Origin of the sequence: Sphingobium limneticum (assembly GCF_008710165.1) — a bacterium.
In the GTDB taxonomy this organism is placed as follows: Bacteria; Pseudomonadota; Alphaproteobacteria; order Sphingomonadales; family Sphingomonadaceae; genus Sphingobium; species Sphingobium limneticum.
The window spans coordinates 17,914-43,763 of record NZ_VYQA01000025.1 but is presented as its reverse complement, the minus strand read 5'-3'; the positions used below and the strand labels follow the sequence as shown (position 1 = coordinate 43,763).

The following is a 25,850-nucleotide window of genomic DNA, read 5'->3' as shown; positions in this document are numbered from 1 at the left end:
CTGTCTCCAAAGGGTTGAGTCGACAACTTCACTTTAGAGACCTGCGGGCCGATCATGACCGCCTTGATGAAGCCTGCGGGCGCTACGCGCCCTTGCCTTCATCAAGGCAGTGCGCCCCTTCGAGGGGCCGCTTCCCAATGTGCTATGGCACTGAATTTACGAGCCGGGCGATCCTGCAATGGGCCAGTCAGAACAAGGTCGAGTGGCATTACATCGATCCCGGTAAGCCCCAGCAGAACGGCTTCATCGAGAGCTTCAACGGCTCATTGCGCGATGAGCTGCTCAACGAGGAGCTGTTCGACAGCTTGGCTGACGCCCGCCGGAAGCTGGCCATCTGGCGCTACGACTACAACCATGTTCGCCCCCACTCATCGTTGGGAAATCGAACGCCTGCACAAGCGCGTCGGACGTTCGTGCAGGACGATAGCATCACGCCCGGCGCGCTTGTGCAGGCGAGCATACCGGAATATTCAACCGCAAGACTCTCGTTATGATCGAGGGGCCGCCGGGGGGCAGGTCACTTGCCTCGAATTCCTGAAGGCCGGCGACACCTTGGTCGTTTGGAAACTCGACCGTCTCGGGCGATCATTGACCAATCTTCTGGCGATCATAACCGATCTGAAAAATCGAGGTGTGGCCTTCCGATCGCTAACGGAGCAGATGGACACAAGCACGCCCCATGGTGAATTGCTGTTTTCGCTCTTCGGCGCGCTCGCCCAATATGAACGCGCGCTCACGCGTGAGCGGGTGATGGCAGGCTTGGTCGCAGCTCGACGACGGGGCCGGCGCGGGGGCCGGCCGCCCAGCATTGACGCGGAAACGATCGAGCAGATCACGGCAGCCCTCGATGCCGGCGCAAGCAAGGCGTCGGTGTGCCGATCATTCAAGGTGCCGCGATCGACCCTCATCGGCACGCTCGATCGCATTGGCTGGACGGGACCGGTCAAGGCCTGAACCGATGCCCCGCCGCTCTGTTCTGACCGAGGCGCAACACGCCGAGTTGTTCGCCTTGCCGGAGAGCGAGCCAGATCTGGTGCGATACTGGACGCTCAGTTCCGCAGATCTGCGCGTCATCACGAGCCGGAGGCGTCCCCACAACCGCCTCGGTTTTGCGCTGCAGCTCTGCACCTTGCGATATCCTGGCCGATTGCTGAAACCCGGCGAATTCATCCCTGATGCTCCTCTCAGGTTCGTCGGGGATCAGCTTGGCGTCGAGCCGGACGCGCTTGCCGATTATGCCACGCGTGGTCCCACCCGGTATGAGCAACTCGATACGCTGCGCGAGGTATTCGGTTTCCGGCAATTGAGCCGTCCGATCCATGCAGAACTGCAGGCTTGGCTCTTGCCGATCGCACTGACCATGGTCGGTGGAATCGATCTCGCGTGGATCCTGATGGAAGAATTCCGCCGCCGGCAGATAATCGTGCCCGGTATCACGTCCCTGGAACGCATGGTGAGCAAGGCTCTGTTAGATGCCGAGCGGAACGTGGGCGACCTGCTGACGGGAAGTCTGACTTCAGTGCAATGCGGCCTGCTGGACTCGCTGCTGCTGCAGCACAATGCAGGCCGCATCAGCATTCTTGCCTGGATCCGCCAACCACCCGGTAGACCGGGACGACGTGCCTTCGCGGAAATTCTCGAGCGATTGTCCACATTGCGGGCAATCGGCTTGGAGCCTGTCCTGCTCATCGCCTGGTTGATGCCGATCGTGACGCTGGGCCTGGCGCTGCTGCTCCTCGGGATCGTCATCGCGCTGGGCCGCACCGCCTGGCCACGCTGGTTCGCAGCGCTGGCCAATCCCGTCTCGCTGGTCGCGATCGGCATGCTGATCGCGCGCATCCTGCCCGAGCCGGCGCACACCTGGCTTGACGGCGCCGCGTTCAACCTCGGCTGGCTCGTTGTCTATGCCGTCTCGACGGCGCTGCTCTGGAATGGTGGCCGTTCGCCGGTCGCATCACGGGACGAAGCAGCATGACCGAAGCTGCGACAGCGACAGGCGACGAACAAGTGGGGGAGGAAGCATCAGGCGCTTTCAGCATGAAGCCACTGATGTTCGAGACCTTCGTCTGCTCGATGGCGATGATGTCGTTCGTGGCGCTCGCGGGCCCCATCGCGCGCGTGCTTGGCCTCGAGCCATGGCAGGTCGGCGGGGCGATGACCGCGTCGGGCATCGCCTGGATGATCATGGCGCGGTTCTGGGGCGGCCTTAGCGATCGGCGCGGCGCTCGTCGCTGGACGGCTTGATTGGATCGGGGGCGCCGCGATCAAGCGTTACCGCTCGGTTAGAGAATGGGATGACCAAATTATCGCTGCAACTTTGCCATCGCTTCCACTTCGATGGTTGTAAGCTCGTCGATTGTCAGGTCGAGCGCAGAGCGCTGCGTCTTCAAGTCGACCAACCTTTCCCGGATGCGGGCAATCAATCGCTCCATTTGCTCCTTATGCTCGGGATCGGCATCGTAGAGATCGAGAAACTCCTTGATTTCCTTGATGGAGAAGCCAAGGCGTTTGCCGCGCAAAATCAGCTGTATGCGTCCGATCTCACGCCTGGAATATGCCCGGGTACTGCCTACCCGTTGAGGGGCGATAAGCCCCTCCTTTTCGTAGAAGCGTAGCGTGCGAAGTGTCAGTCCGAGTTCCTGAGCGACATCCTGGATGCCGTACACTTGTAAATCCGCATCCTTTGCGCGGGTTCTCTCCTTGTGCGTGGGGTTGTCGCGATCCGCGTCCTTAAGCGTTTCATCGTCCTCGGCGAGGTGGAGCGAGTTCCCCATGCCATCCACTCCCTGTCCTCCAATCACGGCTACCCTACCACTCAAGCGCATAAGCCTCGTAGCTTGACAGGGGATAGAGGCTCAGGCGAGCTTTTTGTTCTCCTCCTCGATCAAATCCTTCTTCGAAAGTTTGCCGATCAACGTCTTGGGCAGGCTGTCCCGGAATGCGAAGGCCTTGGGCATCTCGATCTTGCTGAGGCGATCCTGCAAAAAGACCTTGAGTTCATCGACGGTCAGGTTCGATCCCTCGTGCAGCGCGATGAACAACTTGGGAGATTGACCTCTGTAGGCGTCAGGAATCGCGATTGCGATCGCCTCCTTTACCGCCGGGTGCTGGTAGGCCGCATCCTCGATGATCCGGGGATATACATTATATCCGCCACAGAAGATGATGTCCTTGATGCGGTCGACGAGGAAGAGATAGCCATCCTCATCAAAATAGCCGATATCGCCGGTTCGTAGCGCGCCATCGACGAAGACAGCACTGGTTTCTGCAGGGCGCTGCCAATAGCCCTTCATCACCTGAGGGCCGCGGGCGCACACTTCTCCGCGTTCTCCCTGGGGAAGAACCCGCGAGGGATCCTCCGGATCTCGGATCTCGATGATGGTGCCGGGGAAACTTGGGCCGCAGCTATTGTCCTTCACCGTCCCAAACAACGGGTTGCAGGCGATGATCGGGGCGGTTTCGGAGAGCCCATATCCTTCCACGACCCTGGCACGCGTGCGTGCCTCGAACTCCTCGCGTACCTCGAGCGGGAGCGGTGCGCCGCCGGATATACAGGCGCGCACGGCCGAGAGATCGGGTATCTCGTCGTCCGGAAGCGCGTTCAGGGCAACATAGATCGTAGGCACGCCGAAGAACTGTGTCGGCGGCTTGCGCTTCATCGTGTTGAGAACCTGCTTCATCTCAAACCGTGGCAGCAGGACGATTTCGGCGCCGATTTCGACTGAGAAGTTGAGCACCGTCGTGAGTGCGAAGACGTGAAACATGGGCAGGACGCCGAGAGTTCTCTCCTGCTGCGGGCGAAGTCCTCCCACATGCACCACCATCTGGGCGCTGTTCGCCGTGAGGTTGGCGTGGGTCAGCATTGCGCCCTTGGGCACGCCGGTTGTGCCTCCGGTATATTGAAGGACCGCGACATCATCAGGGTGACGTTCTACCGCGTCAGGTTCGGCATCATGGGCGAGAAGCGCCTTGAGCCGGACATGAAGGCCTTCGTCGAGTATCCGCGCGTGGTCTTTTCGCTTGAATAGCGCAAAGCCCAGGCCTTGCAGCCAGGGCAGCATATCCCTCATGCCGCACAACACGATCTTGTCCAGCCCGGCACGTGGCGCGACGGCTTGCACTTTCTCGTGGATTATCCGGACGTCCGGTACCGCCATCATGCGCGTTCCCGAGTCCCGGATCTGATGCTCCAGTTCGCGCTCCGTGTAGAGCGGGTTGAAGTTGACCACGATCGCACCCACGCGCAGCGCCGCGAAGTACAATATCGCGAAATAGGGGCAGTTCGGCAGGCACAGGCCGAACCGATCGCCCTTACGCAGCCCCTGATCCTGCAATCCACGTGCTGCACGGCGAACGAGTTGCCCCACCTGCGCATAAGTCCAGGTTCGCCCGAGAAAGTCGATGGCGACGCGTTCGGGATAAAGGTTCAACGCATTGTCGAGGAGGTCGGTCAGGAGCCGTGGCGGAATTGCCGGTTCCGGTATCGACGGGAAGGCGCTGATGGCGGGCTGGGGCATGGCGATCTCCAGCATCAGAAGTGGAAACGTCCGCCGAGCGACAGCACGACGGCGTGCGCGTCCTCGAGCTTGCCGTCCATCAGGATCGGCGTCTGCACGGCCGTGCCGGCATAGGCCGCTGTCGTGCGATCAATAGTCGTATCCTTGAACGTAATATACGCTGCGCCCGCATCGAGCGTGAACCGGGAAGACACGGCATAGCTTGTGCCGGCAGCGAAATTCCAACGGTTGCTGTCAGGCACTCGAGCGTCCCGATTGCCGTTGCGCGTCGGGGTCTGGGCGTGTTGAACGCCGGCACGAACGGTCCAGGCTGGTGTGACCGCGTAATCGATGCCGCCTGCGAAGCTCCAAGTGTCCCGGTAATTTTCCGGGATTGAAACGTTGAGCGGCGCGCCGAGCCGGATAGCGTCGAATTTCGACCAACCCATGCGGGTCACCTGACCGTTGAGGGTGACCTTGGGCGACACCGCCACGCGCGCTCCGAAGATCGCCTGCCAGGGGGTCTCGAACGTGGCGTTTGCATTCACTACGCTGTTTTGCCCGGCGAGCGGACCAAGAAGACCAGTCGTCGTCACCGAACCGTCGAGATTATGCTTCACGCTCGACTTGTAGCTGGCGCCCAGTTGCATGGGGCCGGTGCGATATTGCAGCCCGGCCGACCAGCCAAGATCCCAACCATTGCCTTTCAGCTCCTGGTGGCCGTCGGCGAGAAGAGGCGATAGGTTCGGCAGATAGTTGGACAATGATGCGTCGGCATATTCGATATTAAGCGCGGCGCCGATGCTGAGATTTGGCGTAACGAGGTAGGCGATCGATGGCTGGATGTCGTATGTTCGCAGCTTGGTCTTGTCGGCGCTATACCGTGCCCAGCTGTCGGCATCATAATTGGTTGTGAAGCTATAAGGGGAGGCGACGGTCAGCCCCAAAGCGAGCCGTGATGTCAGGCCGACGGCTATCGCGCCGGAGGGTAGTACGCCATTATTGATCGGATCACGAGAGCGTTGGCTCCCGCCTACAGCCGCAGCCGACTGCCCGGGACGGACAATGAGCGTGTTGACATTGTCAACCGACCCTTTGGGAAGGATTACGCTTACGGCCTGGTGGGCATCGACTCCTTCCATGCCTGCGATCGCAGCCGGATTCCACCAGAGGGACTGTACGCCCTGGTCGGCGACCTCGCCCGAAAAGGCTCGTCCGGCACCTCTGGACGATTGTTCCTGAAGGTAAAAGGCCTGCGCGCTCGCGGCTTGCGGCGCGAGCAATCCAGCCGCCACGGCCGATGTTGCGATCCCAACTTTCCAATTTTTGCCTGCCACGCCCATCTCCCCTTTCGTGATTGTCAAATTCCTCGTGCTTATCGGAGGCGCGTCCATGTCTGCGTCTTGCACAGGGGCCAGACGATGCAGCCCTTGAGGCGCAAATGATCCCGATCGGCTAACGTGACCGTCGCGCTGTATGTACCGCCATCCTCAGCGTTGTAGATGGAACCACCCGACCAACTGCCCGACTTCCACGTAAAACCCTGCAGAATCTGCAATCCACGAAGCGGACGACCGCGCAACGCAGCGGTCTTGTTCTTTTCGTCACGTAGTTCGGGGTTGGCTTTGATCCCGTCGGAACTGATCAAGGCACCGCAGATCGATTGCCCGCAGCGGGTGATTTCCACGACGCCATGACGGCTCTCGGTTTGCCAGCGACCGACAACGGTGTCGGCGGGCAATGCAGTGCTCGAAGCCAGTAGTGTCAGAATGATCGACATTGTTCCTCTCCGCGCGCCTTCAGGCGACCGTCTGTTTCACGTCTGGAGCCAATATGCGGCAAATCAGCGTCCCATAACCATCTCGATGACGTATAGGTAAGTCAATAGCTCAATGCGTCATCAAAATGCCTATTAGGTTGTGTGCGAATTGGAGGGGTCAGGCGCTGCTGGCCCCGTCGTCAGGGTTCGGGCGTGTTCGTGTGTGACGCCGTCAAGCTATTGATCTGTGCGTGCCTTCAAGCAAGGAAAGATTGCGATAATTGCCCAGTTCCTGAATGCGCTGGATGGAACGCGACACTTCGCCGTCAGCCGCCCCGTTCGCGGCAACGACCAGGCGCCCGTAGCCGCCGGCGTGAATGCGAAAGTCGCTCCAGATCCGGACGCTATCCCCGATGATGCAGGAGACGAGATGGCCCGGATGGAAGTCGGCCCGATCGACAACCGGCTCGGCGTAGCTATCGTTCGCCACAACGACGATGTGGGTTGCGCGGATGACCAGGCCCGGCAGCGTTTCCATCCACTGCAAGGTATCACTGAAGGGGCCGACGTCGGGAGCAGACCAGAACTGCGCGTCCGCGCTGACCGAGGTTGACGTTAGCGTCGTGGTGACCGCTTCACTGTGCCTTTCCCAGGCCAGCCGCCCGTTGGCGGACCACTCCGTTTCCAGGTGGCGCAGGTTGCGATCGAGTCCAGAGGCACATCGCTGCTCCAGGATCAGCCATTCCTTCTCCCGGTCATTCTCATCGACCAGGCGAACCGTCTGAAATGCCATGGCGGGCAATTCGAGTGCAGGAAAACGGCGCAGATGCATTTCGCCGACGATCTGACGCCGGAGGGGATGCTCAGAAAATCGCATGTGTGCGCCTTCGAAAACAGGTGCAGTGGCGCTTGGGGAGAGGCGCAGCCGTCGATAAGACGGGCGCGAGCATCATCGCCGGGATGAGAGTGCGCGGTTTTTCACTGGCGAGCATCCGTACGTTCCTCGGCCAAGACCTCCGATATCAAGCCTCCCGGGAACCGGTGCATGACGATTCCCTCGACGGCGTGAGAAGAGTGTCAAAGATTTTAGTTGACGTAAACGTCATTTCACGCACCATTAGGTAATCAGATGTCCGATTCCCTGGAGAGGCTATCATCGATGCGTAATGTGGTTGTTGCGGGCTATGCCCGGTCCCCCTTTCACCTGGCAGGCAAGGGCGCGCTGGCGCGCGTCCGCCCTGACGATCTGGCCGCTCAGGTCATTCGCGGACTGATTCAGCAGACCGGCGTGAAGGCCGAAGATATCGAGGATATCGTGCTGGGCTGCGCTTTTCCTGAAGGCGAGCAGGGCTTCAACATCGCGCGCCTTATCGGTCTTCTCGCCGACCTGCCGCTCTCTGTCGGCGGCATGACCGTTAATCGCTTCTGCGGATCGTCGATGAGCTCGGTCCACATCGCTGCGGGCCAGATTCAGCTTGGCGCCGGCGAGGCCTTCATCTGCGCGGGCGTGGAGTCGATGAGCCGCGTGCCGATGATGGGGTTCAATCCGCTGCCGAACCCCGAGCTCGCGAAGAAGAGCGCCGCCTATATGGGCATGGGCGACACGGCGGAGAATGTCGCGACCAAATATCAGATCACCCGTGCCCAGCAGGAAGCCTTTGCGGTCGCCAGTCAGGACAAGGCGGCCGCGGCTATCGCGGCCGGCAAGCTCGAGGCCGAGATCGTGCCGATCACCACCAAGGCGGGCGTGGTCGACAAGGATGGCACGCCGCGTGCCGGCACGACGACGGAAACCCTCGCCGGGCTGAAGCCGGCCTTCAGCCAGGACGGCACGGTAACGGCGGGAACGTCCTCGCCGCTGACCGATGGCGCAAGCGCAATCCTGGTCACGAGCGAGGATTATGCGCGCGCGCATGGACTGCCGATCCTTGCCCGCATCAAGTCGGTTGCTGTCTCTGGCTGCCAGCCGGAGATCATGGGCATCGGACCGGTCGAGGCCTCGCGCAAGGCGCTGCAGCGGGCGGGGCTCAGTGTGGACCAGCTTGACGTTGTCGAGCTCAACGAAGCCTTTGCGAGCCAGTCACTGGCCTGCATCAGCGACCTGGGGCTTGACCAGTCGAAGGTCAATCTGGACGGCGGCGCCATCGCGATAGGCCACCCTCTGGGGGCGACCGGTGCGCGGATCGTGGGCAAGGCCGCGGCTCTGCTGAAGCGCGAAGGCGGCAGCTATGCGCTTGCCACCCAGTGCATCGGCGGCGGTCAGGGCATCGCCACCGTGCTGGAGGCGGCGGAATGAGCGAGCAGGCCATCAAGCCAGTCGGCGCCCCGCCGGAAACCATCAAAAAGGTCTGCGTGATCGGCGCAGGCGTCATGGGCGCCGGCATCGCAGCGCAGGTCGCCAATGCCGGCGTGCCGGTGCTGCTGCTCGATATCGTGCCCAAGGAGGGCGGCGATCGTGACGCCGTGGCGAAGGGTGCGGTCGCGAAGATGCTGAAGACCGATCCGGCGCCCTTCATGTCGAAGGCTGCGGCGAAGCTCGTTGAAACGGGCAATATCGACGACCATCTCGAGCGGGTGGCCGAATGCGACTGGATCGTCGAGGCGATCGTCGAACGGCTCGACATCAAGCAGGCGCTCTACGCCAAGCTCGAGCAGCTCAAGCGTCCGGGCACGGCGGTATCGTCCAATACCTCGACGATTCCGCTTGGCCATCTGGTCGAGGGGCGGAACGATCAGTTCAAACAGGACTTCCTGATCACCCATTTCTTCAATCCGCCGCGCTACATGCGGCTCATCGAAATCGTGACCGGCCCCGACACTGATACGGCTGTGGCGAGGCGCGTCTCGGATTTCGTCGATCGAAAGCTCGGCAAGCGCATCGTGCCGGCGCGGGACACGCCGGGCTTCATCGCCAATCGCATCGGTACCTACTGGCTGGCCGTCGCGATCAATGCCGCGATGGACCAGGGGCTGACGGTGGAGGAAGCCGACCAGATCGGCGGAAAGCCGATGGGCGTGCCCAAGACCGGCATTTTCGGCCTTGTCGATCTCGTTGGCGTCGACCTCATGCCGCTGCTCACGAAGAGCCTGTCCTCGACGCTGCCGGCAGGTGACGCCTATTTCGACACGGTGAGGCCGATGCCGCTCGTCGACAGGATGATCGCGGAAGGCTTTACCGGGCGGAAGGGCAAGGGCGGTTTCTACGCGTTCGACAAGGCGACGAAGACCAAGAAAGCGCTCGATCTCGCGACCGGCGAATATCGCGTATCGGTGAAGCCGGCTTCCTTGCCGGGCCGGGCCGAGAAGGACCTGGCAGCATTGGTTGCTGCGCCCGGCAAGGTCGGCGCCTATGCCTGGGAAATTCTCGGCAAGGTTCTTTCCTATGCCGCGAGTCTGGTCGGTGAAGCTGCGGACAACATCGTCGGCATCGATGACGCGATGAAGCTCGGCTACAACTGGAAGTTCGGGCCGTTCGAACTGATCGATCGCCTCGGGCCGGGCAAGCTCGCCGAACGGCTGGCCGCCGAGGGGCGGGATGTTCCCGCGATCCTCAAGGTAGCCGGAGATCGGCCTTTCTACCGGGTGCAGGACGGCCGTCGGCAATATCTCGATGCCGCCGGCGACTATCATGATGTCGTGCGGCCCGAGGGCGTGCTGCTGCTGGAAGACATCAAGCTCCATAGCCAGCCGATCCTCAAAAATGGTTCGGCGGCACTCTGGGATGTCGGCGACGGCGTTGCCTGCCTTGAGTTCACCGGCAAGATGAACGCGCTCGACGGCGATGTGATGAAGCTGATCGGTCAGGCGATCCCGGTCGTGCAGGACAAGTTCAAGGCGCTCGTCGTCTATAATGAGGGCAGCAATTTCTCCGCCGGCGCCAATCTCGGTCTTGCTCTGTTCGCACTGAACATCGCGGCATGGGGCGAGATCGAAAAGCTCGTCGCGGGCGGGCAGCAGGCCTACAAGGCGCTCAAATATGCGCTGTTCCCGGTCGTGAGCGCTCCGGCCGGGATGGCATTGGGCGGCGGTTGCGAGATCCTGCTCAACAGTGATGCCGTGCAGGCCCATGCCGAAAGCTATGTGGGTCTGGTCGAGTGCGGCGTGGGTCTGATCCCTGGCTGGGGCGGATGCGGTGAAATGATCGATCGCTGGCGCTCCAGTCCCGGCATGCCCAAGGGGCCGATGCCGGCCGTAGCCAAGGTCTTCGAGACGGTATCGACAGCCACTGTGGCAAAGTCGGCCGCCGAGGCGAAGGAGCATGGCTTCCTGCGTCCCTCGGACGGCATTACGATGAACCGGGACCGTCTGCTGGCGGACGCCAAGGCGAAGGCACTGGAACTGGCCGACGGTTACAAACCGCCTGTGGCTCCGGAATTCCGCTTGCCTGGCGCGGGAGGCAAGTCCGCTCTTTCGATGGCTGTCGAAGGCTTCCAGGCCCGTGGCCTCGCCACATCTTACGATGGTGTCGTATCCGGCGCGCTCGCCGACGTCCTGACGGGCGGCGAGAAGGATCTCATCGACATCGTGACCGAAGAGGATCTGCTGGCGCTCGAGCGCGAGGCCTTCATGCAACTGGTGCGCGACCCGCGGACCCAGGCGCGCGTCGAGCAGATGCTCGTCACCGGCAAGCCGCTGCGTAACTGATTGGCGGCCGGCGGCCGGATGGCCGACCGGTCAGGAGATATAAATATGCAAGTCTATGACGCCCCGTTGCGCGACATGCGCTTCGTGCTCAACGAACTCCATGCCGATGACGGCTTCGGGGATATTCCCGCGCTGTCGGAGTTCACACCGGATCTCACCGATGCGATCCTCGAGGAGGCGGCGCGCTTCTGTCGCGACGTCCTGTTGCCGATCAACCGGTCGGGCGACGAGGAGGGGTGTCATCTGGAAAACGGCGTCGTGCGGACGCCGGCGGGGTTCCCCGAAGCCTATAAGCAGTTCGCCGAAGGTGGCTGGACCGCGCTCGCATCCGATCCGGAATGGGGTGGGCAGGGGCTGCCGGAAGCGGTCAACAAGCTGGTCGAGGAGATGATCTGCTCGTCCAACCTCTCCTTCGGCCTCTACCCGGGCCTCACCCATGGTGCCACCACTGCGATCGAGGGCCATGGCAGTGACGCGCTCAAGCAGGCCTACCTGCCCAAGATGGTGAACGGCCAGTGGTCCGGCACGATGTGCCTGACCGAGCCTCATTGCGGTACCGATCTCGGGCTCCTGCGCAGCCGCGCGGTCCCGCAGGGCGATGGCAGCTACAAGGTCACCGGCTCGAAGATCTTCATCTCCGCCGGTGAGCATGACCTGACCGAGAATATCATCCATCTCGTGCTCGCCCGCCTGCCCGACGCCCCCAAGGGCGTGAAGGGCATCAGCTTGTTTCTCGTCCCCAAATATCTGCCCAGGGAGGACGGTACTCCCGGTCAATCGAACGGCGTCGCCTGCGCCGCGATCGAGCACAAGATGGGTCTCAAGGCGTCGGCGACGTGCCAGATGAACTTTGATGATTCGATCGGCTGGATCGTCGGTGAGCCTGGCAAGGGCATGGCCGCCATGTTCACGATGATGAACACGGAGCGTGTCTCCGTCGGCATCCAGGGCCTGGGTGTGGGCGAGGCGGCGTATCAGGCGGCGGCCTGGTATGCGAAAGATCGTATTCAGGGTCGGGCGCTCTCGGGACCCAAATATCCCGATCAGGCAGCCGATCCGATCATCGTTCACCCCGATGTTCGCCGCATGTTGATGACGATGCGGGCTTATAATGAGGGATGCCGGGCGCTCTCGGCCTGGGTCTCGCGCGCCCTGGACGCGGAAAAACATTCTCCCGAACCCGAAGTGCGCCAGCGTGCGAGTGACTTCATTGCGCTCATGACCCCCGTCGTCAAAGCGCTCTTCACCGACCTTGCGTTCGACAGCGCGAACCTTGCGGTCCAATGCTATGGTGGCCACGGCTACATCCGCGAAAGCGGCGTCGAGCAATATGCCCGCGATGCCCGGATCACCATGATCTATGAGGGGACGAACGGCGTTCAGGCGCTCGATCTCGTCGGCCGCAAGCTCGGCGCCCATATGGGCCGCTATCTGCGCAGCTTCTTCCATCCGGTGTCGGCTTTCATCGAGGAAAACAACGTCGACGGACCGATGAAGCCGATGATCGAGGCGCTCGCCAAGGCGTTCGGGGCGCTGCAGCTTTCGACGGCCACGGTCGCGCAGCGGGCGCTCAAGGATCCCGAAGAGGCGGGCGCGGCGTCGGCGGACTATCTGCGTCTGATGGGCCTGGTGGCCATGGGCTATTGCTTTGCCAAGGCGACCAAGATCGCAGGCTTGCAGCTCTTCTTCGGCAGCGAGGACAAGCGCTTCTACGATGCCAAGATCAAGACGGCGACGTTCTTCTTCGAGCGTATCCTGCCTCAGGCGACCGCCAGCTTCCTGGCGATCAAGGCGGGCAAGAAGTCGCTGATGGCGCTGGAAGACGACGTGTTTTGACGCTTCCGGCAAGCCTCGAAAAGCGGCTGGCCATTCCAGCCATCGTTGCGCCGATGTTCCTTGTGTCGGGACCGGACCTTGTCGTCAGTTGCTGCGAGGCGGGACTGCTTGGTACTTTCCCGGCGCTCAACCAGCGCACCAGTCAAGGTTTCGGTGAATGGCTGGATGAAATCGAGGAGCGGCTGGCTCCCATGCCGGGAGCGGCGCCCTTCGGCGTCAACCTCATCGTCCATAAGAGCAATCCGAGGCTCGACGCCGATCTGGAACTGATCGTTCGGCACCATGTGCCATTGGTCATCACCTCGCTCGGCGCCGTCGCGGATCTTGTCCAGGTGGTTCAGGGCTATGGCGGGCTGGTCTTTCACGACGTGACGAACGTGCGTCATGCGGAAAAGGCGCTCGAAGCTGGCGTCGACGGTCTGATCGCGGTCGCTGCCGGCGCGGGGGGACATGCCGGCACGATGAGCCCGTTCGCACTGGTTGACGAGATACGGCGCTTCTTCCAGGGGCCGCTGGCGCTTTCCGGCGCCATCACGCGCGGCCACCAGATCGCGGCCGCGCAGATGATGGGGGCCGATCTTGCCTATATCGGATCCCACTTCATCGCGTCGGAAGAGAGTCTCGCCTCGCCGGCACAGAAAGACATGGTGATCGGGGCCGGACCAGCGGATATCGTCTATACGGACCGGGTCACCGGCGTCGGGGCCAATTTTCTCCGGCCCTCGCTGGAAGCCGCGACTCTCCCTGAGCCACATGGCGCGCTTTCGGTTTCGGAGGAGGCCAAGGCCTGGAAGACGATCTGGTCGGCAGGCCACGGTGTCGGCGCTACCACTGCCGTCCAACCGGCCCGATCCATCTGTGAGAGACTCATTGCCGAATATCAGGCGGCATTACAATCAGAGTAGGATTGATCCATGAAGGTGCTTGTGCCCGTCAAGCGGGTTATCGATTATAATGTGAAACCGCGCGTGAAGGCGGATGGGACGGGCGTCGATTTGGCGAACGTGAAGATGTCGATGAACCCGTTCGACGAGATCGCCGTCGAAGAGGCTATCCGCCTCAAGGAAAAGGGAGTCGCGACCGAAATCGTGGTGGTGTCGATCGGCGTCGCCAAGGCGCAGGAAACGCTGCGCACCGCGCTCGCCATGGGGGCCGACCGCGCGATCCTCGTCCAGACTGACGATGAGGTCGAGCCGCTCGCCGTCGCCAAGATCCTGAAGGCCATCGCCACCGAGGAGGCTCCGGGCCTGGTGATCCTCGGCAAGCAGGCCATCGACGATGATGCCAATCAGACCGGCCAGATGCTGGCAGCCCTTCTCGGTTGGGGGCAGGGCACATTCGCCAGCAAGGTCGAAGTATCGGGCGAGACTGTCGCGGTGACCCGTGAGGTGGATGGCGGTCTGGAGACCGTAAGCCTCAAACTGCCGGCGATCGTGACGACCGATCTGCGTCTCAACGAACCGCGCTATGCGAGCCTGCCCAATATCATGAAGGCCAAATCCAAGCCGCTGGCGACGAAGACGCCGGCCGATCTCGGTGTTGAGATCGCCTCGCGCCTCAAGACGCTCAAGGTGACCGAACCCCCCAAGCGCTCGGCGGGCATCAAGGTGGCCGACGTCGATGAATTGGTCGCCAGGCTCAAGGAAATGGCGATTTGATAAACTTTCAAACGCGCCGAACTTGCCGAACCTCTCCCATGCAAGTGACGGCGCACCCCGCTTCATCCTGTGCGCACAGAGATGAAGCGGGGGCGGATTTCTCGGAGAATAAGTTATGAATACGCTCGTCTGGGTTGAACATGACAATGCGTCGGTCAAGGATGCGACGCTATCGGCCGTCACCGCCGCTGCCAAACTTGGTGAGGTCCATCTGCTGGTTGCCGGTGCGGGCATCGGCGGCGTGGCCGAGGCTGCTGCGAAGGTCGCGGGTGTCGCCAAAGTCGTAACGTTCGACGATGCGGCGTTCAAACACGCTTTGCCCGAGAATGTCGCGCCGGCCGTCGCGGACCTGATGCGCGGCTATGACGCGTTCGTGGCGCCTTCCACTTCGAATGGCAAGAACATCGCGCCGCGCGTGGCGGCCTTGCTTGATGTGATGCAGGTCAGCGACATCCTGTCGGTGGAAAGCGCTGACACGTTTACGCGTCCCATCTACGCGGGAAATGCGATCGCGACGGTCCAGTCGTCTGATGCAAAGAAGGTTATCACGGTGCGTGGCACAGCCTTCGAGAAGGCGGCCCGCGAGGGTGGCTCGGCCAGTATCGAGGCTGCGACGGGCACGGATGCGGGACTTTCCAGCTTCGTGGGTGCCGAGATCGCCCAGTCCGAGCGCCCGGAACTCACCTCGGCCAAAATCATCGTCTCGGGCGGGCGAGCGCTGGGCTCGGCCGGGCAGTTTCATGGCGTGATCGATCCGCTGGCCGACAAGCTGGGCGCGGGTGTGGGCGCAAGCCGCGCGGCGGTCGATGCTGGCTATGCGCCCAACGATTTTCAGGTCGGCCAGACCGGCAAGATCGTGGCGCCGGAAGTCTATGTCGCCGTCGGCATATCGGGTGCGATTCAGCACCTTGCTGGCATGAAGGATAGCAAGACCATCATCGCGATCAACAAGGATGAGGACGCGCCCATCTTCCAGGTCGCCGATATCGGCCTGGTCGGCGACCTCTTCAAGATCGTTCCTGAGCTGACCGAAAAGCTTTGAGGTAAGCGATGACCGGTCTGGAAGAGATCGAACAGTTCATGGCGGCCGGCACCCGGCCGCCCATGATGGACCTGTTCGACATCGATCTGCTTGAGGCGGAGGAGGGGAAGGTCGTCTTTGTCGCGACGCCCACCTCGCAGACCTACAATTTCATGGGCATCGCCCATGGTGGCTATGCCGCGACGCTGCTGGATTCGGCCTGCGGCATCGCGGCGAACTCCGCGGCCCAAGTGCCCATCAACTGCGTCACGCTCGAACTCAAGGTCGCCTATCATGCGCCCTTGACCGACAGGGTCGGGATGGTCCGTGCAATCGGCCAGGTGGTGTCGATGGGCAAGAGGGTGGCGCATACCGAGGCGCGTCTGATCGACATGGCCGGCAAACTCTATGCCTCCGCGACATCGACCTTGCTGCTCGTCGATCGGGCGGCCTGAACAGGAAAGAAGATATGGAAGTCGTTATCCCGCACAGCCTTGGTAAAATCGAAGCGAAGAGCAGGATCGAGGCCGGCCTGCCCAAGCTGGCAGCGCATATCCCGGGAGGCGGTTCGCTCAGTTCCGAGTGGGTATCGGACTACGCACTACACTTGGTCATCGGGGCGATGGGGCAGAATATCCCGGTGCAACTCGACATTGAGGATAGCGAGATTCGCGGCGACGTCAGCGTACCGCTGTTCCTCAAAATGATGTCAGGACAGATTTCGGATTTTGTGAAAACGAGCGCCGAGAAAATGCTCAGCAAGGCATGATGAATTTACTGGCCGCAGGACAATATCGTTGCTCTGCGATGATTGAGTTTACGAGAATCTGCCCTGTTTCCTAGCCGATAGTGTCCGCGCGAGGGCTTTGTGATGGAAGAAATCGCTCCCCGAGTTTTCAGGATCATTAGCCGTCAGCTCGGCGTCTATCCGGATCAGATTGCCCTTGCTTCGTCTTTCTACGATGACATCGGCGTGGATAGTCTCGATGTGCTGGAAGTTGTGATGGCGCTTGAAGACGAATTCGGACTCACTATCCCGGATGAAGCCGCCGGTGAGGTCAAAACAGTAGAGGATGCGGTCAAGCTGGTCGAAGCATGGATAGCCAAGTGAGATAAAACCCACGATCCTCTGAAACCGCAATTCACGACGACAATGAAATCTAGATAGCTCTTTGGTCGCCTGACGTATCACTTCCATGATCAAGGCTACCGTGATCGCGCATAGCCGCAATATGCTTTGCGCCAGAAACGGGATTTCATCTATCGCTTTGCCCACTCGATGACGGAATGGTGTTTCCGAAAAGAATATAGCGAACCATGTTATCTAATGACGAATCGCTGTCTTCTCACATTTGACGAACTGGCTGGTAACGTCGGAGCGGGAAGATGCATGAAAGAGGTAGATCATGCGATACCGTTCATTAGGCCTGGCTACAGTCTTGATTGTCACGAGCACCGCTTGGGCGCAGACGCCGTCGGATAACCAACATGCGCTGATCGGACCGCCCCAACTCCACGCCCTTCCCGTCACCGCTCCGACGCTCGTCGAGGCCTATGGTCCTGATCCTCTGCAGATCGGTGAACTGCGCTTGCCTGCAGGTCCTGGCCCGTTTCCCGTCGTCATGGTCATTCACGGTGGCTGCTGGTCCAAAGGCTATGAGACACTGGCAGGCACGGCGCCGTTGGCGAGCGCCTTGACGGACAAGGGCGTGGCGACATGGAATATAGAGTATCGACAGGTTGGTGACACCCGCGGCGGGTGGCCTGGGACCTTCCAGGATTGGGGAGCGGCGCTCGATCACTTGAGGGTGCTGGCACGAACCCAGCCTCTGGACCTGAAGCATGTGGTGACGGTGGGACATTCGGCCGGCGCCCACGCTGCCCTGTGGCTGGCGGCCCGTCCCAGATTGCCTGCCGACAGCGAGGTCCGCGGCGCTGATCCACTGAAGGTTTCCGCCGCGGTCGCCATCGACGGCCCAGGCGACCTGCGAACCCTGTACGGGTTCGACAAGGATATTTGCGGCCGCCCGATCTTCGTCAACCTGTTCGGGGGCGCTCCTGACGCACAGGCGGGCCGCTACCGTCAGGCAAATCCGATCGAATGGCTGCCTCTGGCCGTGCCTCAATTCATGGTCGCTTCCGTCGTGCTGGAGCCTTCAGCCGCGCAAGCCTATGCAGCAGCCGCACAGTCGGCCGGCGATAAGGCGACGGTGATCACCCTGGAGAATGCGGGCCACTTCAACATGCTTTCGCCTGCGGACCCCACCTGGGCGCCGGTAGAGGCCGCGATCCTCGCGGCGGCGAAAGCAGAGCAATAGTCGAGGCAGCCTCCGGTTTATCCCCATCTCGGTGATCTCTATCTGATGAAGCCCTGCAGAGGTCCGCTTCGAACACCTCCCCCTGGGTTGCGCCAAGGTCGCGTCGGCCGGGGCGAGAGGGTTGCACTTGGGGTGCCCCTGACGATCTCGTTCCATTGAGGCGTCAGTCGGGCTTGAGAGGCTGAAGGTCCGGCGCGGAAATCTTCGTGAAGCGCCACCAGGCCAGGCCTCCGTAGACCAGAATGAGGATGGCGAGGTTGAGCACCTCCCGCGTCTGCTCGGCAAGGCTCGCGCCCATCTGATTGAGCCCGACCATGAGATGAATGCCCGCGGTGGTTGGCAGGAGGCGCGCGAGGAGCGCCAGCCAGGCCGGCGTCGCCTCCGCCGGCCAGGAGAGACCCGCGAGGAAGAAGATGGCGAGCGACGTGCCCATCCACAGTTGCAGGGGTCGTTCCCGTGTCCGGAAGAGGCTGGCCAGCGCAAGCGCCGCCGCCACAGTCGCGCCCACGAACAAACTGCCGCCCACGATCAAGGCGCCAGGAGAGCCGGCGGCGCGGGGATAGTCCTGAAACCAGAACACAAAACCCGCATAATAGGCCACGTCGGCCCAGCCGATCACGAAGAAGGCCAGGGCAATTCCGATAAGGGTGCGCGAGGGCAGACGAAAGCGTCCCAGTGTCTCGCGCAGGGTGGCGGCGAGCATCGTCAGGCCCATCAGCAGGGTCTGGTGAATGATGAGGAAGCCGACCCCGGGGAACACCGTGCTGCCATAGCCTTCGCGCGTGTTGAACAGCGGGCGCTGAACGAGCGACAGGGCAGGGCGGGCGGGTGCGCCCTGCGCCATGGCCTGATCGCTCGCCGCCTCGCCGGCGATCGTGGTGACCGCCAGGCCGATGCCTGACAGCGCCGTGCTGCTGCGCAGCAGATAGGCGCCGTTGCCGTAGAGCGCGACCGTGCCCTGGGCGCCGTTCAGAATATGTCGCTCGAACCCCTCGGGGATGATGACCACGGCCCCTGCGCCGGTCGTCTCGAGCCAGAGCCGGGCGGCTCCTGGAGAGGCCGGGCGCGCGGCAAGATCGGCCTGCTGGAGCGCTGCGATCCGGCGCACGAGACTGCGGCTTGCGCCGCTGTCGTCGAGATCGACGACGGCCACCGGAATGCGGACCGCGACCTCCCCGGAATAGGCTGAAGGGTAGAAGAAGGAATAGAGAATCGTCGACACGACGATCAGCATGAAGGCGGAGCGGTCGGAGAGAACGGCGCGGAAGGTAGCGAGGAAGGCGCGGCCGATCATCGTCGTCCCCAGACCTCCGGGCTCATCCGCGCCGAGACATAGCGCGGCAGCCCGGCGCCCGAGCCGACGACGAGAAAGGCAAACAGCGCCAGGATCGATCCAAGAGATGCGAGCACGGGTGCGCCGATCATCCATTGCTCCGCGACCAGCCGCGCGAAGCGGGTAAAAGGCAGCAGCGCGCTCCATAGCCGGGCGAAGGCGGAGGCCGACTCGATCGGGAAGATCGCCCCGGCGAAGGCGAAGGAAGCGCCCGCATAGAGGGCGGTCATCGACAGCGCCTGCCCCATGGAAAGGGTGGCCCCGACGATGAACAAGGCCATGCCCGCATAGGCGAGATAGAGGGCGAGATAGCCGCCCATCAGCATCGCCACGCTCCCTTGCACGGGCCAGCCCCGGTAGACCGCGAGATAGCCGGTCGCAAGCGCCCCCCAGAGCAGGAAGATGAGGATATAGGGCGCGATCTTGCCGGCGACGGCGGCGACCGCCTCGCCTCGAGGCCCTGCAAGCCATGCTCCGATGGTCCCGTCCCGCAGCTCGCGACCGAGCGCGCTCACGACCGCGATCATGAACAGCAGGTGCAGGAGTGCGGGGTGGATCAGGGCGACGAGTTGCAGCTCGTAACTGGCCTGCGGGTTGTAGAGGATCCGGCTCTGCACGCTCACCGGCTGCGGCCGCACACGCGCGGGACCGGCGATCGCGGCGCTTTGCTCCCCGGCCAAGGCCTTTGCGTGGGCCTGGACCACGGTGCCGACTTCACGCAACACCGAACCCGAGGGCGTGGAATAGCTCGCATTGTAGAAGAGGAGGATCTTGCCGGTCTCGCCGCGCAGCACGGTGCGCTCGAGATCACGCGGGATCAGGACCACGGCATAGGCGGCGTTGGAGCGGACCAGATGCTCGGCCTGTGCCATGTCCGGTGGCCGCGCCGCGACCTTGAGCCCGGGTGACGCCTCCAGCTTGCGGATGAGGTCGCGCGCGACGCCGCCGCCGTCCTCGTCGACCACGACGATCGGCAGGTTCCGCATGACGCCTGCCGACAACTGGACCGCGACGATCGCCAGCAGCAGCAGAGGCAGCCAGGTGACCAGCGCCAGATCCCAGACGCTGCCGCGCAGGAAGGCGGTTTCGCGCCGGGCGCTATCGACGAAGGCCCGGATCATTGCGGCCAGTCGAACAGGACCGTCATGCCGGGGCGCAGCCCATCGACCCGCGACACGGGCGACAGGCGCACGTCAAAGCTCTTCACGTCAAATCCGCTCGACTGGCGGGTCGCGCGCCATGTCGCGAAATCGCCGGCGGGCGCGATGTAGAAGACCCGAAACTGGGCGCAACGATCGCCGAGCGCAGGTATGCGGCCGGTCAGGACCCGTCCCCGGCGGATCGCACTGAACTGATCTTCTCTCAGGGTGAGCGTCACCCAGGGATGATCGATGTCGGTCAGGACGAAGACGGGAAATCCCTGCGGCACGAGTTCGCCCGACTGCGCCAGCCTGCGTCCGATCTCACCGTCCGACGGCGCGAACACCCAGGTTTCCTTCTCGGCCGCCTCGACTTCGGCCAGGGCGCCGCGCGCCTGGCGCACCTGTCCGCTCGCGGCCTGCCGATCCTGTCGCCGCGCCCCGGCCAGCGCCAGATCATATTGCGCGCGCGCCGCTCGGGCCGCTTCATTGGAGGCCAGGGCGTTTGCGCGGCTCTCGTCGCGTTTCTGCCCTGCCAGCACACCCTGTTCAAAGAGGCGCTCGGTGCGCTGATAGGTGGTCTGGGCGAGGTCCGCCGCCGCCTGCGCGCGTCGCCACTGGGCCTCGGCAGCCCGGATATCCTCCGGCCGTGCGCCTTCATCGGCCTTGTCCGCATTCGCCTGCGCGGCGGCGAGCGCGCCGCCGGCCTGTTCGGAGCGGGCTTCGACCTCGGGACTGTCGAGCGTATAGAGCAGCTGTCCCGTCTTCACCGGCTGGCCTTCCTCGACATGAAAGGCCGTGATCCGAGCCGAGACCTTGCTCGTGATCCGCAGTTCGCGGGCCTCGACCATGCCCTGGAGCTGATCGGGAACCGGGCGATAGGCCAGCCAGAGACCGAGGCCGAGAATGACCACGACGAGGAAAGCAATGAGCGGCAGCAACTTGCGCTTCCGCCCGGTCGGAACCGGCGGAGCCGTCTCGTCCGGGGTGACCAGGGTTTCCGATGTGGCGGTCATGGCGTGACCCTTTCACCCTGGTCGATATAGTCCGGCAATGTGGCGATCTGACCGCTGACGTGGAGAAGCTGGGCGAGCGCGACAACGAAATCATATCCGGCCTGGGCGCGCTGGATCCGGGAGCGGGCAAGACCGAGCTGCGCATCGATCACGTCGAGCGAGGTTGTCTGCTGCTCCTGATAGCCGAGGGTCTGGACCCGCAGATTCTCCTGCGCCGCAGTGATGGCCGTGTCGGTCAGCTCAAACCGCCGTCGCGCGGCTTCCGCATCGTTCCAGGACCGCGTGACGCCGATTTCGATCTGGGTGCGGGCTTCGCGCAGGCCCGCATTGGCTTGCGTCACCGTTTCCCGCGCGGCCTGCACCGCTTGCGAGCGGCCCACACCGGAGAAGAGCGTGTAGCGCAGCCCGACGCCCACCGACCAGTCGGGATCGGTCAACAGCGTGTCGCGCCGATCGAAATTATACTGGGCGAAGCCATAGATCGTAGGCCGGAGCTTGGCGCGCTGAAGGGCCACCCCCGCTTCAGCCTGGTCTTCCAGCGCGCCGAGCCGATCCAGTTGGGGATGGGCGCGCAGGGCCGCGTCCACATAGGTGTCGAGCGAACGGAGCGGCTGACGGATCACGAAGATCGGGGAGACGGGATCGACGCCGGACGGCGCCCGCAGCGCGCCGGCAAGCGCTACCTGCGCACTCGCGAGATCGGCCTGCGCCTTTTCCAGTTCGCGCGCGGCGTCGTCGCGCGCTACCTGCGCCTGGAGGCGTTGGGCCCGGCTTATGAACCCTTCCTGTTCGAGCTTGAGGGCGTCCGCGACATGCCGCTCTAATCCCGCAAGCGCATCACGGCGAACATCGCGCACGCGCTCGAGCAACTGCTGGCCGAAATAGAGCTGGGTCATCTGCAACAGACCGTTGTCGATGACGATCTGGCGTTCGGCGCGCGACTGTCCCAGTTGCGCCGCGGCGCCCGCCTGGGCGGCGGGAATCTGGCCGCCGGAATAGAGCGGCAGCGTCGCCGTCACGATCGGCCGGGTGCTGGTGCGCTCGATCTCGAAGCGCAGGGGGTCAGAGATGGAATAATCCTGGGCCACGTCCGCCAGCGGGCCGAGCGGCAGATAGAGGGTTTTCTGATAGCGGATCATCTGTCCTTCGAACTCGACGGTCGGACGCCGCAACGTGCTCGTGGAGCCTTTCTGGGCCTCCTTGCTGCGCACATCGGCGTCGGCGCCCTGGATCGCGTCCGACCGCTCGAGCAGCCTCGCCTGGGCGCTTCGATAATCGAGATCAAGCCTGTCGATCGTTTGCGCCTGCGCGCCCTGACAGACCGCAGTCGCCAGCGCGGCAACCAGCATCGAACATCGCAAGGTCATGAAGAACGTCTCCTGCTCCCGCACGGTAACGTTGACATCCAACCGACTCAATACATATTTGTATCGAAATGCTCCCGCCCGTGATCCCGTGAGCCGCCGCCGCCCGGCACGAACGCGCCCGACCCGGGCGCAGACCCGGGAGCGCATCCTGGATGGCGCTCTCGAGGCCTTCGCCGAACGTGGCTTCCATGGCTCCACCCAGGAAGATATTTGCGAGCGCGTCGGTCTGAGCCGGGGGGCCTATAATTCCAGCTTCCGATCCAAGGACGAATTGTTCTTCGCCCTCTATGACCGGGTGATCGAGCGCTTGCAGTCGAGGCTGGAGGAGGCGACCGCTTGCGCCCTGTCCATGCCCGGCTCGACGGCCGACAATTTCCTCAAGGCCTTTATCGCCAGCTATCCGTTCGATCGAGACTGGTATCTGCTCCAGGCCGAGTTCGGCTTCTATGCCCTACGCCATCCTGCCATGGCGAGCCACTATGCCGAACGGCAAGGACGGATCCTCGCCATCATCGAGGGCGCGCTCGCCGACATCCTTCGCGAGGACTCCCGCATCGTTGCCCGGGGCCTCCCGCGCATCGCGCGACTGATCCTGGCTGTCCACGAGGGAAGCATGTTCCAGGGCCTGCTCGAACCGCACGAGGTCGCAAGCGGAGAGCTTCTGGACTTTCTCGTGGATCTCATGCTGGCGAGGGCGGCACCGAGAGTCGACTAAGAATGGATTGCTGATCTTGCCTTGCGGGAGGCCGCGCAACAGCATGCCTGCCTCTATTTGTGACGTGGGAGATCGTTTAGTGAAGGAGACCGCGCTGTATCGCCGTGGCGACGGCCTGGGTGCGCCTGTTGACAGCGAGACACTTGAAGATCGCGCGAAAATGCCATTTTACGCCATCTTCGCCGATACCCAATATGTTGGCGATCTCCGCGCTCGTAAGACCATCCCGCGCCAGGCCGAGGATATGGAGTTGGCGGCGAGACAGGTCGGATCCTTCGGTATGTTGTGAACTCGGCAAGTGATGTTGTGCTGCGGACCGATCAAACCTCGCCTTTACGGCCCATCCCGCGTGAATATGCTCCAGGATATTCCGGAACTCCCGCGCTGTTTCCTTCAGTCCTGTGCTGTCGCGAATTTCCGAGGCCTCTTCCGCTGACCGTATGGAAAGTTGCAGCGCCTCTTTACGTAGATGCAGCACCGAACGCAGCATGAGGGTTTTGAGTATGATATGTTGCCATCCTGCCCTGCGGATGCGGGCCAGGATACGGTCCGTCAATTGGCGCGCGAGGTGATCCTTCCGGTCGGCAAGCGCCCGCGTCGCAGACAGAAGCATGCACTCGACGTCCGCAATGGCGAGGTGAGCCGAAGTGATGGCGTCGTTCCTGGGAATATTGGGGATGGTGACCGATCGACCCGACGCGATTTCATGTTCCGCAGTCAGGATATCGGCCATGAGTTGCAGTCGCGGCATGTGGTCGCGTACGGCTTTCACGTCCAGTTCGGTCAGGATTTTTTCGCAGAGGTCCGCATCTCCGGCCAGACGAGCGGCCCGTAATATGGCCCGTGCCGTATGAATGCGGACGTCGACGATCTGGTCGCAGAAAAGCAACGGCCATTCCAGTTCTGCCAGAGGCACGCCGCTTTCGGCCAGCACAGCGAGGCGCAATGTTTTCAGCGTCTGCTCGGCGACCGGGGAGACCATATCCGTCAGATGCGCGTCGATCCTATTTCGTGCGGGAATGATCTGCCCCTGCGTCAGCAGGAGCAGCACTTCGGCAATCTTTGCCCAGTCGCGGGCAAAGCCCTGATCGGCCAGGGCAAAGGCTTGATCCAGTAGGGGACGTAGTGCCGCGAACTCGGCCGCGTTCGACTGGCTCGCCACGATGCTCGCGAGGCAGGCCAGGGCGGAGGCCTTCATCATCGGATTTTCCCGGGCGTGCAGCTCGAGCCATTGCCGGCAGAGCATTTCCGCCCGGACGACATCGTCCCTCAGCGCCGCTGTCGTCGCACCGAGCAGCGTCAGCAATTCCTCATGCGCATCCGTGCGTGACAGCAACTTCAAAAGGTGCGTCGCCCCTGCATGCTGCTGCTGGAAGGAAAGGGCCCATATCTTTCCCAGGCCAGCCATGGGATTGGTCAGCAACGCTGTGTCGGGCACGCCCTCGAGCCAATGGGCCAACTCATCGATACGGCCTTGTCGCAGGGCGACATCCATGACGATCTCACCGCCCAGCCCCCGCGCCCAGGCCGGATCGCCGGCCCGCAGCGAAAGCGCTATCGTTTGCGCTGGCCGGCCGGCGCGCCAGTGATGAAAAGCCGCACGTTTTAGAAGATGGCTTGGAGAGGAACGAAGCTGCGACTGTCCGCTCAAGGCAAGATGGTGTCGCAGCGCCGGATTGAGCGCAAACATTCCGTCACTGTCCGGCCTCAATAGGAGGCATTCGCGTTGCGCACGTGCGATCCATTGCGCGCCGTCGTGGACGCGCAGGGCAAAATCGTGGCTTTCGGCATCGAGGGGAGCGATTAATGCCGCCTTTTTCAGCCATGTGCGCAGAGCGGGCGATAAGGGCGCCAACACCATCTGATCGAGATAACAGATGATCTCGGGCCATAAATGCAGTGGCTGCATCCGGTGGGATACACGGCCCGCGATGCGGCACAATGCGGGCCAACCCTGTGTGTCCGATATGATCCGGTCGAGGGCTGAAGGGACCCGGATCAATTCCTTCAGATCCTGGGCGCGGCAGGCCAGGGCATCGGGGCCGACTTCCTGCCAGTCAGCGTTGAGGACGCCAAATCCCCAGGGAGCGGAGGTTGCAAGGACCGCTCGCCAATCATCGGGAAGAGCATCCATCATGTCTCTTGTCAGCGTTTCGAGATGCGGCGCTTCTTGAACATCATCGAGGCAAATAATCCCGGGCCTGTCCTGATGCCATATCCATTGGAGAATGGACTCGATGTCCGCGGCGGTTCCGGCCTGAAAGGCGAGGCGACGCAGGGTGCCCTTCTTTGTGTCGTCGCTTGCAAGACTTGCCCAAAGCGCCGGGCGACCAGTGTCCGCCGCCTCCTTCCAACCGGCCGCGAGCGTCGCCGATTTGCCGTAGCCGCAAGGTGCGCGCAGCAGGCTGACGCGCGCGGTCAATTCCACACGGCGAAGTGCCGTTTCCGCCAGTCGCGAAAGCAGCGTTGGAGTCCATTCGGTTCCCAGGCCCATGTCGGGTCGATACTACATGTTCGTGTAGTTCCCTATTGCTTTTGCGCTCGTAAG

24 protein-coding genes and 1 pseudogene are annotated in these 25,850 nt (G+C 62.7%); 15 read left to right on the top strand and 10 right to left on the bottom strand.

Annotated features, from left to right (window positions below; all coding sequences use genetic code 11):
• From F4U95_RS21890 to F4U95_RS21875, 4 genes and pseudogenes are all read left to right on the top strand, one after another.
• Positions 1-494 (top strand): integrase core domain-containing protein (locus F4U95_RS21890; protein ID WP_425505085.1); only part of this gene is annotated, 494 nt, incomplete at its 5' end.
• The gene (locus F4U95_RS21885; protein ID WP_425505086.1) at positions 445-954 is read left to right on the top strand and encodes a recombinase family protein; all 510 of its coding nucleotides are present in this window, start codon (positions 445-447) and stop codon (positions 952-954) included. The genes F4U95_RS21890 and F4U95_RS21885, both read left to right, overlap by 50 nt.
• A 4-nt stretch (positions 955-958) precedes the next feature.
• Positions 959-1,690: pseudogene (locus F4U95_RS21880) on the top strand (DUF4158 domain-containing protein); the annotation flags it as partial.
• Between the two features lie 347 nt (positions 1,691-2,037).
• A complete protein-coding gene (locus F4U95_RS21875) occupies positions 2,038-2,244 on the top strand; it encodes a hypothetical protein (RefSeq protein WP_246171677.1) in 207 nt (68 codons plus the stop codon).
• A gap of 59 nt (positions 2,245-2,303) precedes the next feature.
• Here the strand turns inward: F4U95_RS21875 and F4U95_RS21870 are convergent, their stop codons facing one another.
• The 5 genes from F4U95_RS21870 to F4U95_RS21850 form a co-directional block, all read right to left on the bottom strand.
• Positions 2,304-2,774, bottom strand: a complete 471-nt coding sequence (locus F4U95_RS21870; RefSeq protein WP_120252827.1) for a MerR family transcriptional regulator — start codon at positions 2,772-2,774, stop codon at positions 2,304-2,306.
• A gap of 81 nt (positions 2,775-2,855) precedes the next feature.
• Entirely contained in the window at positions 2,856-4,532 is a 1,677-nt protein-coding gene (locus tag F4U95_RS21865; protein WP_425505084.1) for a long-chain-fatty-acid--CoA ligase, read from the bottom strand.
• A complete protein-coding gene (locus F4U95_RS21860) occupies positions 4,532-5,839 on the bottom strand; it encodes an OmpP1/FadL family transporter (protein WP_120252828.1) in 1,308 nt (435 codons plus the stop codon). The genes F4U95_RS21865 and F4U95_RS21860 overlap by 1 nt, the downstream gene beginning before the upstream one ends.
• A 32-nt stretch (positions 5,840-5,871) precedes the next feature.
• Positions 5,872-6,276 (bottom strand): DUF2147 domain-containing protein, encoded by a 405-nt coding sequence (locus tag F4U95_RS21855; protein ID WP_026109759.1) that lies wholly within the window; start codon positions 6,274-6,276, stop codon positions 5,872-5,874.
• A gap of 211 nt (positions 6,277-6,487) precedes the next feature.
• The gene (locus F4U95_RS21850) at positions 6,488-7,132 is read right to left on the bottom strand and encodes a DUF3422 family protein (protein WP_004206967.1); all 645 of its coding nucleotides are present in this window, start codon (positions 7,130-7,132) and stop codon (positions 6,488-6,490) included.
• A gap of 282 nt (positions 7,133-7,414) precedes the next feature.
• Here F4U95_RS21850 and F4U95_RS21845 point away from each other — a divergent pair, with 282 nt between their 5' ends.
• From F4U95_RS21845 to F4U95_RS21800, 10 genes are all read left to right on the top strand, one after another.
• Positions 7,415-8,551, top strand: a complete 1,137-nt coding sequence (locus F4U95_RS21845) for a thiolase family protein (protein WP_004206969.1) — start codon at positions 7,415-7,417, stop codon at positions 8,549-8,551.
• Complete coding sequence (locus F4U95_RS21840; RefSeq protein WP_120252830.1) at positions 8,548-10,899, top strand: 3-hydroxyacyl-CoA dehydrogenase/enoyl-CoA hydratase family protein; 2,352 nt, start codon at positions 8,548-8,550, stop codon at positions 10,897-10,899. The genes F4U95_RS21845 and F4U95_RS21840 overlap by 4 nt, the downstream gene beginning before the upstream one ends.
• Before the next feature lie 45 nt (positions 10,900-10,944).
• Positions 10,945-12,735, top strand: coding sequence for an acyl-CoA dehydrogenase C-terminal domain-containing protein (locus tag F4U95_RS21835; protein ID WP_150426843.1), 1,791 nt, complete (start codon positions 10,945-10,947; stop codon positions 12,733-12,735).
• A complete protein-coding gene (locus tag F4U95_RS21830) occupies positions 12,732-13,640 on the top strand; it encodes an NAD(P)H-dependent flavin oxidoreductase (protein ID WP_164523917.1) in 909 nt (302 codons plus the stop codon). Before F4U95_RS21835 ends, F4U95_RS21830 begins: the two co-directional genes overlap by 4 nt.
• Positions 13,641-13,649: 9 nt before the next feature.
• Positions 13,650-14,393 carry an electron transfer flavoprotein subunit beta/FixA family protein gene (locus F4U95_RS21825; protein WP_004206977.1) on the top strand — a complete coding sequence of 248 codons (744 nt, stop codon included), beginning with the start codon at positions 13,650-13,652 and terminating at the stop codon, positions 14,391-14,393.
• Between the two features lie 115 nt (positions 14,394-14,508).
• On the top strand, positions 14,509-15,435 hold the full coding sequence (locus F4U95_RS21820; protein WP_004206978.1) for an electron transfer flavoprotein subunit alpha/FixB family protein: 927 nt from the start codon (positions 14,509-14,511) through the stop codon (positions 15,433-15,435).
• An 8-nt stretch (positions 15,436-15,443) separates the two neighbouring features.
• Positions 15,444-15,869 carry a PaaI family thioesterase gene (locus F4U95_RS21815; RefSeq protein WP_004206979.1) on the top strand — a complete coding sequence of 142 codons (426 nt, stop codon included), beginning with the start codon at positions 15,444-15,446 and terminating at the stop codon, positions 15,867-15,869.
• Between the two features lie 14 nt (positions 15,870-15,883).
• Entirely contained in the window at positions 15,884-16,183 is a 300-nt protein-coding gene (locus F4U95_RS21810) for a polyhydroxyalkanoic acid system family protein (protein WP_004206980.1), read from the top strand.
• Positions 16,184-16,285: 102 nt separating this feature from the next.
• Positions 16,286-16,525, top strand: coding sequence for an acyl carrier protein (gene acpP / locus F4U95_RS21805; RefSeq protein ID WP_004206981.1), 240 nt, complete (start codon positions 16,286-16,288; stop codon positions 16,523-16,525).
• A 295-nt stretch (positions 16,526-16,820) separates the two neighbouring features.
• Positions 16,821-17,732 carry an alpha/beta hydrolase family protein gene (locus F4U95_RS21800; protein WP_120252831.1) on the top strand — a complete coding sequence of 304 codons (912 nt, stop codon included), beginning with the start codon at positions 16,821-16,823 and terminating at the stop codon, positions 17,730-17,732.
• Between the two features lie 163 nt (positions 17,733-17,895).
• On the opposite strand, the gene F4U95_RS21795 is transcribed toward F4U95_RS21800, so the two are convergent.
• The 4 genes from F4U95_RS21795 to F4U95_RS21780 are packed head-to-tail and all read right to left on the bottom strand — an operon-like array spanning position 17,896 to position 22,587.
• Positions 17,896-19,026 carry an ABC transporter permease gene (locus F4U95_RS21795; protein WP_004206985.1) on the bottom strand — a complete coding sequence of 377 codons (1,131 nt, stop codon included), beginning with the start codon at positions 19,024-19,026 and terminating at the stop codon, positions 17,896-17,898.
• Complete coding sequence (locus tag F4U95_RS21790) at positions 19,023-20,186, bottom strand: ABC transporter permease (protein ID WP_120252832.1); 1,164 nt, start codon at positions 20,184-20,186, stop codon at positions 19,023-19,025. The genes F4U95_RS21795 and F4U95_RS21790 overlap by 4 nt, the downstream gene beginning before the upstream one ends.
• Positions 20,183-21,220, bottom strand: a complete 1,038-nt coding sequence (locus F4U95_RS21785) for an HlyD family secretion protein (RefSeq protein ID WP_197716491.1) — start codon at positions 21,218-21,220, stop codon at positions 20,183-20,185. The genes F4U95_RS21790 and F4U95_RS21785 overlap by 4 nt, the downstream gene beginning before the upstream one ends.
• The gene (locus tag F4U95_RS21780) at positions 21,217-22,587 is read right to left on the bottom strand and encodes a TolC family protein (RefSeq protein ID WP_025290596.1); all 1,371 of its coding nucleotides are present in this window, start codon (positions 22,585-22,587) and stop codon (positions 21,217-21,219) included. The genes F4U95_RS21785 and F4U95_RS21780 overlap by 4 nt, the downstream gene beginning before the upstream one ends.
• Here F4U95_RS21780 and F4U95_RS21775 point away from each other — a divergent pair.
• Positions 22,586-23,302 (top strand): TetR/AcrR family transcriptional regulator, encoded by a 717-nt coding sequence (locus F4U95_RS21775; RefSeq protein ID WP_246171676.1) that lies wholly within the window; start codon positions 22,586-22,588, stop codon positions 23,300-23,302. The two genes, F4U95_RS21780 and F4U95_RS21775, sit on opposite strands and share 2 nt — an antisense overlap.
• A 76-nt stretch (positions 23,303-23,378) precedes the next feature.
• Here F4U95_RS21775 and F4U95_RS21770 read toward each other — a convergent pair whose 3' ends face one another.
• A complete protein-coding gene (locus F4U95_RS21770) occupies positions 23,379-25,796 on the bottom strand; it encodes a helix-turn-helix transcriptional regulator (RefSeq protein WP_120252834.1) in 2,418 nt (805 codons plus the stop codon).
• Positions 25,797-25,850: the final 54 nt, after the last annotated feature.

Excerpts from the sequence above, each read along its gene's own strand:
- F4U95_RS21875 (WP_246171677.1), top strand. The coding sequence starts at position 2,038 with ATGAAGCCACTGATGTTCGAGACCTTCGTCTGCTCGATGGCGATGATG.
- F4U95_RS21870 (WP_120252827.1), bottom strand. The coding sequence starts at position 2,774 with ATGGGGAACTCGCTCCACCTCGCCGAGGACGATGAAACGCTTAAGGAC.
- F4U95_RS21865 (WP_425505084.1), bottom strand. The coding sequence starts at position 4,532 with ATGCTGGAGATCGCCATGCCCCAGCCCGCCATCAGCGCCTTCCCGTCG.
- F4U95_RS21860 (WP_120252828.1), bottom strand. The coding sequence starts at position 5,839 with ATGGGCGTGGCAGGCAAAAATTGGAAAGTTGGGATCGCAACATCGGCC.
- F4U95_RS21855 (WP_026109759.1), bottom strand. The coding sequence starts at position 6,276 with ATGTCGATCATTCTGACACTACTGGCTTCGAGCACTGCATTGCCCGCC.
- F4U95_RS21850 (WP_004206967.1), bottom strand. The coding sequence starts at position 7,132 with ATGCGATTTTCTGAGCATCCCCTCCGGCGTCAGATCGTCGGCGAAATG.
- F4U95_RS21845 (WP_004206969.1), top strand. The coding sequence starts at position 7,415 with ATGCGTAATGTGGTTGTTGCGGGCTATGCCCGGTCCCCCTTTCACCTG.
- F4U95_RS21840 (WP_120252830.1), top strand. The coding sequence starts at position 8,548 with ATGAGCGAGCAGGCCATCAAGCCAGTCGGCGCCCCGCCGGAAACCATC.
- F4U95_RS21835 (WP_150426843.1), top strand. The coding sequence starts at position 10,945 with ATGCAAGTCTATGACGCCCCGTTGCGCGACATGCGCTTCGTGCTCAAC.
- F4U95_RS21825 (WP_004206977.1), top strand. The coding sequence starts at position 13,650 with ATGAAGGTGCTTGTGCCCGTCAAGCGGGTTATCGATTATAATGTGAAA.
- F4U95_RS21820 (WP_004206978.1), top strand. The coding sequence starts at position 14,509 with ATGAATACGCTCGTCTGGGTTGAACATGACAATGCGTCGGTCAAGGAT.
- F4U95_RS21815 (WP_004206979.1), top strand. The coding sequence starts at position 15,444 with ATGACCGGTCTGGAAGAGATCGAACAGTTCATGGCGGCCGGCACCCGG.
- F4U95_RS21810 (WP_004206980.1), top strand. The coding sequence starts at position 15,884 with ATGGAAGTCGTTATCCCGCACAGCCTTGGTAAAATCGAAGCGAAGAGC.
- acpP (WP_004206981.1), top strand. The coding sequence starts at position 16,286 with ATGGAAGAAATCGCTCCCCGAGTTTTCAGGATCATTAGCCGTCAGCTC.
- F4U95_RS21800 (WP_120252831.1), top strand. The coding sequence starts at position 16,821 with ATGCGATACCGTTCATTAGGCCTGGCTACAGTCTTGATTGTCACGAGC.
- F4U95_RS21795 (WP_004206985.1), bottom strand. The coding sequence starts at position 19,026 with ATGATCGGCCGCGCCTTCCTCGCTACCTTCCGCGCCGTTCTCTCCGAC.
- F4U95_RS21790 (WP_120252832.1), bottom strand. The coding sequence starts at position 20,186 with ATGATCCGGGCCTTCGTCGATAGCGCCCGGCGCGAAACCGCCTTCCTG.
- F4U95_RS21785 (WP_197716491.1), bottom strand. The coding sequence starts at position 21,220 with ATGACCGCCACATCGGAAACCCTGGTCACCCCGGACGAGACGGCTCCG.
- F4U95_RS21775 (WP_246171676.1), top strand. The coding sequence starts at position 22,586 with ATGAAGAACGTCTCCTGCTCCCGCACGGTAACGTTGACATCCAACCGA.
- F4U95_RS21780 (WP_025290596.1), bottom strand. The coding sequence starts at position 22,587 with ATGACCTTGCGATGTTCGATGCTGGTTGCCGCGCTGGCGACTGCGGTC.
- F4U95_RS21770 (WP_120252834.1), bottom strand. The coding sequence starts at position 25,796 with ATGGGCCTGGGAACCGAATGGACTCCAACGCTGCTTTCGCGACTGGCG.